Genomic DNA, 11590 nt, shown 5'->3' with positions numbered 1-11590 from the left:
CTCAACGCGTTCGAGCCGATCATCCTGCACTCCCTGTCGGAGTCGATCACGCACCTGCGCGCCGCCTGTCTGACGCTCGCCGAGCGCTGCGTGTCCGGCATCACCGCCAACACCGAGGCCCTGCGGGCGACGGTCGAGAACTCCATCGGCCTGGTCACCGCTCTGAACCCGCACATCGGCTACACGGCCGCCACCGACATCGCCAAGGAAGCCCTCGCCACCGGCCGAGGGGTTGCCGAACTCGTCCTGGAGAAGGGCCTGCTCCCCGCCGAGACCCTCGCCGGCCTCCTGCGCCCGGAGGTCCTGGCGGGCAGCGGCCCGGCTCCGGCGGCCTGACCTGCGCGGGCACCGGGACCGGCACGGAGGGACAATCGAGATCATGACGCCGTCGACGACCTTCCAGCCGGTCCTGGAGCGCATCGCGGAGGAGATCGAGCGGACGCCCGGCCGGGGCCGGCCCGCCGACTACATCCCGGCGCTCGCGGCCCGTGACCCGCGCAGCTTCGGCATGGCCGTCGCCGAACTCGACGGCACCGTGTACGGGGTGGGGGACTGGCGGCAGCCGTTCTCCACCCAGTCCATCACGAAGGTCTTCACCCTCGCCCTGGACCTCGCCCGCGAGGGCGACGCCCTGTGGGAGCACGTGGGCCGCGAGCCCTCCGGCAACCCCTTCAACTCCCTGGTCCAACTGGAGTACGAGAACGGCATCCCGCGCAACCCGTTCATCAACGCGGGCGCCCTCGTCGTCACCGACCGGCTGCACACCCGCACCGGCGACGCGTCGGGGGAACTGCTGGGCTTCCTGCGCGCGGAGAGCGGCAATCCGGAGCTGACCTTCGACCAGGAGGTCGCCGCCTCGGAGACCGCCCACGGCGACCGGAACGCCGCGCTCGGCCACTTCATGGCGTCGTACGGCAACATCGACAACCCGGTGCCGGTCCTGCTCGACCAGTACTTCCGCCAGTGCTCGGTCACGGCGTCCTGCGCCGACCTCGCCCTCGCCACGACCTTCCTCGCCCGGCACGGCATCCGCGCCGACGGCACCCGCCTGCTCACCCGCAGCCAGGCCAAGCAGGTCAACGCGATCATGCTGACCTGCGGCACGTACGACGCCGCGGGCGACTTCGCCTACCGCGTGGGCCTGCCCGGCAAGAGCGGCGTGGGCGGCGGCATCATCGCGGTCGTCCCGGGCCGCTGCACCCTCTGCGTGTGGAGCCCGGGTCTGGACGAGCGGGGCAACTCGGTGGCGGGAGTGGCGGCGCTCGACCGCTTCACGACGCTGACGGGCCTGTCGGTGTTCTGAACGCCCCAAGGGGCGCGGGGAACTGCGCGACCGGCCACAGCGGGCCCGCAGCCTCCGTACCGCCGCACCCGGCAGACGGGAGGCAGCCTGATCACCGGCCGGTCACACCCCGGCTGCCCCCCGGAGGGCACCGCGTCAACTCCCCGCCACTCCGCGTTGACACGCTGCCCGAGTGTTGGCCATGGCTTTCCCCGTCGATCTCCGCCGCTGCCAGATACTCGGTCTGGCCGGCACCGCCTGCCTCGCCCTGGGCGGTGAGACGGCCGGAGCACTCCCCGTACGGGACCTCCTCCACCCGGCCTCCGCTCGCGCCGCCCTCGGCCTGGTCGGCGTGTACTTCGGCGTCGTCCTGCTGATCGCGGCCTGGGCGCTGCTCGGCCGGCTGGTGCGCGGCCCGAGGCCGCCCGCCCCCCGCGCCCTGCTGCTCGTCCTCGCCGTCTGGGCCGCGCCGCTGCTGCTGGCCCCGCCGCTGTTCAGCCGGGACGTCTACAGCTACCTCGCCCAAGGGGCCATGGTCGAGGCGCACATGGACGTGTACGCGCACGGGCCGTCCCGGCTCGGCGGCCCGCTCGCCGACGAGGTCGCCCCGCTCTGGCGGCACACCGGAGCCCCGTACGGCCCGGTGTTCCTCGCCGTCGCGGCGGCCCTGTCCGGGCTGACCCGTGGTGACCTGCCCGCGGGGCTGTTCGGGATGCGGCTCGTCGCGCTCGCCGGCGTCGGCCTGATGGCGGCCGCGCTGCCCCGCCTGGCCCGGCACAGCGGCGCCGACCCGTCCGCCGCGCTGTGGCTGGGCGCCCTCAACCCGCTCGTCCTGCTGCACCTGGTCGCGGGCGCCCACAACGACGCCGTCATGCTGGGCCTGCTGGGTGCCGGCCTGGTGGCGGCGCTCGGCCGGTGGCCGGTCCTCGGCGCCGTCCTCGTCACGCTGGCCGCCCTGGTCAAGGCGCCCGCGGTGCTCGGGCTGGCCGCCGTCGTCGTCCTCCAGGTCCGCGCGGGCCGCAGCCCGGCGAAGGCCCTCCTGACCACCACCGTCGCGGCCGCCGGGACGACCGTCGCCGCCACGGCCGCGGCCGGCACCGGCTACGGCTGGATAGGCGCCCTCAACACCCCCGTGTCACCCCAGAACTGGGCCCTGACCACCCTGCTCGGCCGCGCTACCGGTGCCCTGCTGGAACACCTCGGCAGCGATCTCGCGCCGCTGGCGGTCCCCGCCTGGCACGCACTGGGCATCGCCGCGGCCGTGGTCACGATCGCGCTGATCTGGCTGCGGCTGCGCCCGCGACCGGTGTACGCCCTGGGCCTCAGCCTCGCGGCGGTGGCCGCGCTCGGCCCGGCGATCCGCCCCTGGTACGCCCTGTGGGGCCTGTTCCTCATCGCCGCCGCCGCGCCCAGCACCTCCGTACGCCACCGCACGGCGGCCGTGACCGGCGTGCTCGCGCTGTGCGTCCTGCCCAGCGGCGGGCCGGCGGACACCGGCCAACTCGTGCTGGCCGTCTCCGGCGGCGCACTCGCGGTCGTCGTGCTGTGGCAGGCCCACCAGGCCGAACTCGCCCCGGCCCTGGGACGCGCCGCATGACCCCGGCCCTGCCGCGCACCGACCGGGGGCGGCTGCTGCTGGTGCTCGGCCTTGCCACGGCGGTGACCGTCTTCACCGCCACCGTGCCCCTGCTGCGCGGCTGGTTCGACCTGCGCGTCTACTACGGCAGCATCGACGCCTGGGTCCACCACGGCGGCCGCATCTACGACTACCGGGTGCCGGGCACGACGTACGGCTTCACCTACCCGCCGTTCGCCGCGGTCGCCATGCTGCCGATGGCCCTGCTGGACCTGCGGACCGCGATCGTCGCCGCCCTGCTGCTCAACCTGGCGGCCCTGGCCGTGATCCTGCGCCTGCTCGCCGGGCCGGACGGGCGGCGCCTCGGCTGGTACGGCTGGGCCCTGACCGTCTGCCTGCTCGCCCTGTTCGAGCCGCTGCGCGACACCTTCAGCTTCGGCCAGGTGAACCTGCTGCTCCTGGCCCTCGTCCTCACCGACGCGACGCTGCTCGCGACCGGACGCGGACGCCTGGCCGGCGTCGGCATCGGGCTCGCAGCCGCGATCAAGCTCACTCCGGCGCTGTTCATCGGACTGCTGCTGGTGGCCGGACGCCGGCGCGCGGCGGCGACCGCCACGGCCGTCGCCCTCGGGGCCACGGCCCTCGCCGCCCGGGTGGACCCCGACGCCTCACGCTTCTACTGGACCGAGGCGCTGTGGGACACCGACCGTGTGGGACGCCTCGGCTACGTCTCGAACCAGTCGGTGCAGGGCATCCTGGCCCGGCTCGGCGAACCCGACCGGGCCGTGTGGGCGACGGCGGTCCTGCTGATCCTCGGGGTGTGGGCCGTGCGAACCCGCCGGGCGGCCGTCGCGGGGGACTGGACGGCCGCGTTCGCCCTGACCGGGCTCGCCGCCTGCCTCGTCAGCCCGATCACCTGGGTGCACCATCTGGTGTGGCTGCTGCCGTCGTTCGCGGTCCTGCTCCGCACGGGGCACCTCCGGATCGCGGGGGCCCTGTACGCCGTGCTGTGCACCAGCGTGGTGTGGCTGTGGTTCGACGACGCGTCCGGCGTCGACGGGTTCCTGGGCAGCAACACGTACACCTGGATCACCCTGGGCCTGCTGCTGTGGCTGCCGGCCGGTCAGCTCCGCCCGGGCCTGCGGACCGGAAGCCGCAGCACCAGCACCACCACCGCCGCGCCCAGCCCGGCCGCACCCGCGATCAGCCCCGCGTCCGTCCAGAGGGACCCGGACTCCTCGGGGACGGCCGCGGCGACCGCGGGCGGTGTCGTCGTCTCCGGCCGCTGCGGAGCGTGGGCCGCGAGCGAGCCCACCGCGTCGACCCGCCCGGCCGACCCGAACCCCCAGTCGAGCAGCGAGCGCGCCTCCTCGTACACGGCCGAGCCGCCGCCCTCCTGAGGGTTCATCACCGTGACGACCAGGGTGCGCCCGTCCCGGCGCGCCGCCGCGACGAGCGTGCTGCCCGCCTTGCTGGTGTAGCCGTTCTTGATGCCGATCAGCCCCCGGTACGGCTCCACGCCCCGGGCACCGCTCAGCAGCCGGTTGGTGTTGCGGATCGGGTACGACCACCCGCCGCCGCCCGGGAACCTGGCCTCCACCGTGGCGCAGTACCGCGCGAAGTCGGGATTGCGCAGCCCCACGGCGCCGAACACGGCCAGGTCGAATGCCGACGACACCTGGCCCGGGGCGTCGTAGCCGTCCGGCGACACCACCCGGGTGTCGAGGGCGCCCAGGGACCGGGCCTTGGCCTGCATCCGCTCGGCGGTGGCCCGCCAGCCGCCGTTGAGCCCGGCCAGGACGCGCACGGCGTCGTTGCCCGAGTTGAGGAAGACACCGCGCCACAGGTCGGCGACCCGGTACGTGCGGCCCTCGGCGACCCCCACCATGCTGCTGCCCGCACCGATGCCCCGGAGTTCCTCCGCGCGGACCGTGTGCCGGATGCCCGCCGGCAGCGACGGCAGCACCGTGAGCGCGAACAGGGTCTTCAGGGTGCTGGCCGGGGGCAGCCTGCGGTGCGCGTCGCGGGCGGCGAGCACCTCGCCGGTACGGGCGTCGGCCACCAGCCAGGACAGGGCGGAGACCGCCGGGACACGGGCCGCCCCGGCACGCGGCCGGACCTGGACGCCGGGGCGGTGCAGCAGCGAGGGGTGAGGGGCCGCCGCCCTGGGCCCGGCCGGGGCACTGGGCTCCGCCCCGCCGGGGTCGGCCGCAGCGGCGGGCACCAGGGCCAGGAGCCCCGCCGCGCAGAGCGCACCGGCTGACACGACAGCCCGGGAAGAGAATCCAATGATCATATGATCAACGTAGAAACCGTTGTGCTCCGTACGGCGACGACCGGGCCGGAGACGACACGCGAGCACCCGGATGCCGCACGGACCGCGCCCCGACGGCGTGTCAGACGGCCAACTGCCGCAGCAGCTCCCGCGCCGCCCCGCGCGTCTCCTCGTCACCGTCGCGCTCGGCGCGGTCCTCCAGGGCGGCGGTCGTCTCCGCGCGGGACGGCCAGGCCAGGGCGAGCATGTGCAGGATCTTCCGGCGCACCACGGTATCGGGGTCCGCGACGGCACGGGCGGCCGCCACCGGGCACGCCTCGTCGCCGGCGGTGGGCGCCCATCGTCGCAGCGCGTGGATCCTGACGTCGGCGTCCGCGTCGTCCGCGGCCAGTCGCAGGAACAGGGCCCGGACGTCCGGGTGGTGGGCCCAGCGCAGACCGAGTGTCCTGACCGCGTCCAACCGGGTGTCGGCGTACCCGTGGTGGCGGGCGGCCTGGACGAGCAGCTCCCGGACGTCCTCGCGCCGCGCCCAGTGCCTGCGCAGTTCGTCCAGCACGGCCTGGGAGGCGTGCGGGTCGGACAGGTCCGTGGCGGCGCCGACCACGACGTCATGGACGTCGTCGCGGTCGAACCACCGTCTGGCGAGTGTCCTGAGGGCGTAGACGCGACTTCCGTCCCGGTCCTCGGAACGCGCGGCATGACGTACGACGGTGGCACGTATGTCGCTCCGGTCCGGCCAGTGGTCCATGAGCAGGCTCAGCAGCAGGCCCCGCTCCGCGTCCTCGTGGATGTCCGGGGCGCGTACCAGGAGAGCGTGGACGTCGTCGCGGTCGGACCAGTGGGCGATGAGCCCCTCCAGCACCATGGAGAGCGTCAGCGCCGACACGTCGTCGGCGACGTCCAGCAGCACATCCCGGACCTCCGGATGGTCGGGCCAGTGCTGGGCCAGCTGGAACACGGCGTCGTCCCGAACGCCCCGGTCGGGGTGACGGGACGCGGTCATCAGGACCTCGCGTCCGCCGTCGTGGTCGAAGCGGTCCCGGCCGATCAACCTGATGGCAGCCCAGCGGACCCGGTTCTCGGGGTCCTCGGCGGCCAGACGCAACACGATCTCCTGGACGTCCTCCTGCCAGGGCAGGTGCCCGCCGAACACGTCGAGAGCGGCCATCCGGATGTCCGCGTCCGGGTCCGCCGAGGCCCGGGCGACCGCCCGCCGCACCTGCTCGTCGCCGGGCCACCGGTCGCCGAGCACCCGCAGCGCGTCGACGCGGTCGCCCGGCCGGCGGATGTCGGCGAACCGCTCCAGGAGAAGGTCGCGCACGTGCTCGTCGCCGGAGAGGTGGTCGCCGAGCAACCGCATGGCCGTTCCGCGCTCACCACCGTCCGGGGCGTCGACCGCACGGGCACGGAGCAGGCCGAGGACGTCCTCGTGCGGGGAGCCGTACTCGCCGAGGACGCGCAGCGTCATGCGACGGACGTGCGGGTCGGGGTCGTCGACCGCCCGGGTCATCACGAAACGGCGGATGTCGTCGTGCTCGTCCGACCACATCCCCAGGACGCGCAGGAGACGGACGCGGCAGGAGACGTCCGGGTGACCGGCCGCTGCCCTCTCGGCCGCGGCGAGCGCACCGGTGTCGTCGGGGCCCAGCCCCATCAGGACGGCGAGAGCTTCGACGCGCGTGCGGTCGTCGGGGTCTTCGACGGCGCGCGCCGCCACGAAGGAGCGGACCTCCTCGCTGTCCGGCCGCGTCTCCGCCAGCACTTCCAGCGCGGTGGAACGCAGATGGCCCTCGGTCTCGTGCTCCGCCATGTGCCGCAAGAGGTCGCACATCACCGTGTCGTCCGGGCTGCGCTCGGCCCAGGTGTAGAGGAAGCGGAGCCGGTCGATGCCGTAGTAGCTGCGGCGCGCCAGTGCCGCGAGCTCGTCGTCGCCGAGGCGGAGCGAGCAGAGGACGAGGGTGGGTTCCTCGCTGGGGGAGAACTGCCCGCTGATCCGGAACCAGTCGAGGAAGCGCCGGTGCCCGGTCCAGTGCGGACTGAACGAAGCCAGTGCCGGCATCGCCTCCTCCAGCAGCCACGGCCCCTTCCGCCCGCGCACGTCCAGGGCCCGGGTCGCCGCGTCGACGACCGCCGCGCTCCGCGAGGACAGCTCGCGCAGTTTCCCGGTCTCGGCCAGCATCCGCAGGGCCAGGGCCACATGGGACGCGTCGTCGGCGGCGGCCGCGGCGTGCAGGTCCAGCAGCCGGTCGACGGCCGCGCCCACCGTCGCCGTGCCGACCTGGCCGGCGAGCAGGAGCAGCACCTCGTGCCAGGCGGGGTCCTCCGCGCGCCGCGCGACGACCTGCTCGACCAGTTCCTCCGGCGTCCACTCCCGGTCCTCCTTGTACCGGTGGGCGATGTCGGCGGCCGCCAGGTACTCCAGGAAGGCGCGGTGCACGAATCCGTACACGTCGCTGCCGTAACGGGACAGGATGAAGTTGCGTTCGTGCAGTTGCTCGACCATGGCGCGGGCCGCCGCCGCGGCGTGCACCGGGGGCAGCTCGTACTGCTGGAGGTAGTCGCGGAAGACGCGCTCGAGGTCCGGGCGGTGGATGTGGTTGCCCGCGATGCCGCTGTGGCCTTCCTGCATCGCGCGGGCCAGCAGGCGCAGCAGTTCCAGACGTTCGTCCGGCCCGAGGACGTCGAGGGCCTCGGCGACCGGTGGGTCCAGCGGGGCTTTGAGCAGTTTCGCCGCCTGGTCCCAGTGCGACACCAGCACCGTGACCGCGTGTTCGTACACACTGCGCCGGTTGTGCGGCAGGGTCTGGCGGCGGCCGATGAGGGCCAGGACCGTCAGCAGGAGCGGGTTGCCCGCCATCTCCCGCAGGGGACGCGAGTCCTGCACGGCCGTGGTGAGCCGTTCGACGAGTCGGCCGGCCTGGACCGGGTCGTTCGGGCAGGAGACGCGGTACCAGCGGCGGACGAACGTCCCGATCCGGTCCTCGTCCAGGTCCTGGAGCATGTAGTGGGAGAAGCCCGCCGCGTCCAGGACGGTGCGCTGGTGGCCGACGGCCCGTGAGGTCACCACGATCCGCGCGGACGGCCGGCGGGCGGCGAACGCGGCGATGCGCTGGGCGGTCCGGGCGCGGACCTTACGGTCGAAGAGTTCGTCGAGCCCGTCGAAGACGACCAGGGCCCGCCCGTGCGCGAGCAGCTCCTCCAGCACCGGCGGCGGCACGGACTGGGCGAAGTCGTCGTACAAGTGGTTGAGAAAGTCCTCGAAGCTGCTGTGCCGCCACTGTTCGTCGGCGTAGTGGCGCAACTCCACCACCAGCGGCACCCGGCCGGCCAGCGCCGCGGGCGGCCCCTGTGCCGTGGCGTGGGCCAGCGCCAGGGCGAGGTAGCGGACGAGGGTGGACTTGCCGGCGCCGGGGTCCCCGAGGATCACCAGCAGCCGGTTCGACGGCGCGGCCAGCACGTCCAGGACGTCCTGCGCGGGGCGGCGCAGATAGGACTCCCGCAGTGCCGCGAAGGACGCGCCGTCCACGCCCGGCGGCAGCGCGTCCCGGTCGGGCAGCTCCCCGGACTCCACGAGCCGTCTGAGCAGTTCCCGGGGCAGTTCGACGGGCGGCGGGTCGGCGCGGACGGCCGGTGCGACGAAGACCTCGCGCAGTTCCACGGCGGGATGCTCCTCCGGCAGCGGCGTGAGGACCTCCAGGTCCAGCCGCCCGTAGACCTGGGCGATCCGCCGCGCGTACCGGTCCACCGCCGCGGCGATCTCCTCCTCGGAGGGCGCGGAGGGCGCGGAGGGAGCGGAGGACTGGATCTGCTGGACGTACTGCTTTTCGACGATGGTGTTGCCGTCGCCGGAGACGACGGTCCGCGCGTTCCCGCCGACCGCGACCGCCCGTTCCGCGCTCGCCTCCACGGACGCCGGGGGAGGCGTCCGGCCGTCCTCCCGGTCGGCGCCCCGTGCCCTTCCGCTGCCGATGCCGACCATGGTCGCCTCCCCCGAGTGCCGAGCGTTCAGGGCCACAACCTAGCGGCCGTCCGCCGACCGCGGTCCCCACTCGGACGGTTGGGGTGCGTCCGTCAGGCCGACGGCAGGGTCGGCTGGATGCGCCGCAGGAACGTCGCGTTGTCCGGTGTCGCGCGCAGCCGTTCCAGGAGGGTCTCCAGGCCGCCCTGCCCGTCCCGGCCCTGCAGCACCCGCCGCAGACCGTGCATGGCGGCCAACTCGGGGCGGGCCAGCAGGAGTTCCTCGCGGCGGGTGCCGGAGGGAGTGATGTCGACAGCGGGGAACAGGCGGTGGGAGGCCGCGTCGCGGCTGAGGCGGAGTTCCATGTTGCCGGTGCTCTTCAACTCCTCGAAGTAGAAGTCGTCGGCCCGGGAGCCGGTCTCCACCAGGGCGGTGGCGAGGATGGTGAGGGAACCGCCCTCCTCGGCCGACCGGGCGGCGCCGAAGAACCGCTTGGGGCCGGCCAGCGCGGACGCGTCGACGCCGCCGGTGAGGATGCGGCCACCGGAACCGGCCGCGTTGTTGTGCGCCCGGCACAGCCGGGTCAGCGAGTCGAGGAGCAGGACGACGTCCTCGCCGGCCTCGACGCGCCGCTTGGCCCGCTCGATCACGAGCTCGGCGAGCGCGATGTGCTGCTTGGCGCTGCGGTCGAACGTCGAGGCGTACACCTCGCCCCGCACACAGCGCAGCATGTCGGTGACTTCCTCGGGCCGCTCGTCGAGCAGCAGCATCATCAGCCGGCACTCGGGGTGGTTGCCGGTGACGGCCGCCGCGAGCTGCTGGAGGAGGACGGTCTTGCCGGTCTTGGGCGGGGCCACGAGGAGCCCGCGCTGGCCCTTGCCGACCGGCGCGATCAGGTCGACGACCCGCCCGGCGAGTCCGGCGGCCGGGTGCTCCAGGCGCAGCCGCTCGTGCGGATGCAGGGGTGTCAGGTCCCGGAAGTGCCGGCGGCCGCGCAGGTCGGCGGGCGTGCGGCCGTCGACCCGTGCGACGTCGGTGAGGCCGCGCCGGTCGCCGAGGGGCCCCTCGACGAGGTCGCCCTTGCGCAGGCCGTGGCGGCGGATCAGGGCGGGGGAGACGACCGGGTCGGCGGGCGTGGGCAGACCGTTCTCGGCGCGCAGGTGCCCCTTCCCGCTCGGGTCGATGTCGAGGACGCCGAGGGCGGTCCGGGGCTCGGTGTGCTGCTGGGCGGGTGGGGTGTCGAGTGTGGTGGTCATGATGGTGTGTCCTTTCACGGACGGCAGGCAGGGGACATGCGAAGGGAAGGGGAGAGAGCCGCGAGGGGAGGGGCCTGGGGCACGCCTCCGGCGGCGGGGAACAGCACCGCGGCTACGGAACAGCACCTCGGCTACGACAGAGCCCGTCAGGATGCTGGAAAGGAGAGAGTGAAACGCAGAATCGCACAAATCGCACCGGCGCCCGAAGAGAGGGGCGTGCACGAGTGCTGTTCGCAGGCTATCACCCGACGGGGCGCCGGGCGAGGGGAACGAGGATCAGCGCGTGGCCAGGAGCCCGTACAGCAGGGGGATCCGCGGCTCGGTCAGCCGCCACCAGCCGGACTCCGTGCGGACCATCCGGGGCCAGCGCGGCCAGGGAAGTTCGTCGGTCTCGCGCAGTCGCCGCACGGTCAGTCCCGCTCCGGTCAACGCGTTGACGACCTCTCCTATTCCGTGCATCCACTCGTAACTGTCCGTGGCGCCCTCGACGGCCGGGCCGTCGGTGTAGGTGTGGGTCGCGTCCCGGTGCACCGGACCGCCGCCGCCCAGGTAGTCGTGGCGCAGCAGCAGTTCGGGTCCCTCGCCCGGAGCGGGTTTCGGACCCAGGGAGTTGAGCAGGGGGTGGAACTCGACGACGTACAGCCGGCCGCCCGGCCGCAGGAGTCGCCCGACGGTCTCCGCCCACCGGTCCAGGTCGGGCAGGTAGCACAGCGCGCCCTTGCCGGTGTACACGACGTCGAACCGGCGCCCGTCCAGGGCCTCCACGGCGTCGTACACGTTCGCCCGGACGTACCTCACGTCGGCGCCGGCCCGCGCCGCGATACCGTGCGCGGCGGCCACGGACGCCTCGGAGAAGTCGAGGCCGACGGCCCGGGCGCCGCGCCGGGCGAAGGCGATCGTCTCCGTGCCGAGATGGCACTGCAGGTGCAGCACGTCACGGCCGGCCAGCTCGCCGAGGTCCTCCCACTCGAAGGGCGCGAACCAGCGCTCCGGGTCCAGGTCCTGGTCGAGACCGTAGAACCGGCTGGCGAGGTGGACGGGCGTACGGGCGTCCCAGTTGGCCTGGTTGGCCCGCATCAGCCGGTCGTGCTCGACGGACGTCATGGGGGACATCCAACCGCGAACGGGCCGGGCACGGCGGGAGAACGCGGGAAACGACCCTCGCCCTTTCCCCTAGGGGGTGTCCGCAAAGTCCCGCCTGCCCCGCGACGCCCGGCACGTTCCCCCAAGCTCTTCGAGCAGG

Annotated in this window: 6 protein-coding genes and 2 pseudogenes; 4 read left to right on the top strand and 4 right to left on the bottom strand. The window is 74.0% G+C overall.

Translation table 11 applies throughout. The annotated features are described in order from the left end of the window. The 4 genes and pseudogenes from aspA to ABZ948_RS30865 form a co-directional block, all read left to right on the top strand. A pseudogene (gene aspA, locus ABZ948_RS30880) lies at nt 1–336 on the top strand (aspartate ammonia-lyase); the annotation flags it as partial. A 43-nt stretch (nt 337–379) separates the two neighbouring features. Beyond that, nucleotides 380–1303, top strand: a complete 924-nt coding sequence (locus ABZ948_RS30875) for a glutaminase (protein WP_359765034.1) — start codon at nt 380–382, stop codon at nt 1301–1303. Nucleotides 1304–1484: 181 nt separating this feature from the next. Further along, the gene (gene mptB, locus ABZ948_RS30870; RefSeq protein ID WP_359765032.1) at nt 1485–2879 is read left to right on the top strand and encodes a polyprenol phosphomannose-dependent alpha 1,6 mannosyltransferase MptB; all 1395 of its coding nucleotides are present in this window, start codon (nt 1485–1487) and stop codon (nt 2877–2879) included. Beyond that, on the top strand, nt 2876–4258 hold the full coding sequence (locus tag ABZ948_RS30865; RefSeq protein ID WP_359765030.1) for a glycosyltransferase 87 family protein: 1383 nt from the start codon (nt 2876–2878) through the stop codon (nt 4256–4258). Before mptB ends, ABZ948_RS30865 begins: the two co-directional genes overlap by 4 nt. A 59-nt stretch (nt 4259–4317) precedes the next feature. On the opposite strand, the pseudogene ABZ948_RS30860 reads toward ABZ948_RS30865, so the two are convergent. The 4 genes and pseudogenes from ABZ948_RS30860 to ABZ948_RS30845 all read right to left on the bottom strand — a co-directional run. Then, a pseudogene (locus ABZ948_RS30860) lies at nt 4318–5154 on the bottom strand (D-alanyl-D-alanine carboxypeptidase family protein); the annotation flags it as partial. A 100-nt stretch (nt 5155–5254) separates the two neighbouring features. Next, the gene (locus ABZ948_RS30855) at nt 5255–9112 is read right to left on the bottom strand and encodes a HEAT repeat domain-containing protein (RefSeq protein WP_359765028.1); all 3858 of its coding nucleotides are present in this window, start codon (nt 9110–9112) and stop codon (nt 5255–5257) included. A 92-nt stretch (nt 9113–9204) separates the two neighbouring features. Continuing rightward, nucleotides 9205–10347, bottom strand: a complete 1143-nt coding sequence (gene rho, locus ABZ948_RS30850) for a transcription termination factor Rho (protein ID WP_359765026.1) — start codon at nt 10345–10347, stop codon at nt 9205–9207. A gap of 276 nt (nt 10348–10623) precedes the next feature. Continuing rightward, on the bottom strand, nt 10624–11451 hold the full coding sequence (locus ABZ948_RS30845; RefSeq protein ID WP_359765024.1) for a class I SAM-dependent methyltransferase: 828 nt from the start codon (nt 11449–11451) through the stop codon (nt 10624–10626). Nucleotides 11452–11590 lie beyond the last annotated feature (139 nt).

This window comes from Streptomyces olindensis, assembly GCF_040645895.1.
Classification (GTDB): domain Bacteria; phylum Actinomycetota; class Actinomycetes; order Streptomycetales; family Streptomycetaceae; genus Streptomyces; species Streptomyces olindensis.
This window is presented reverse-complemented; position numbering and strand designations above follow the sequence as displayed.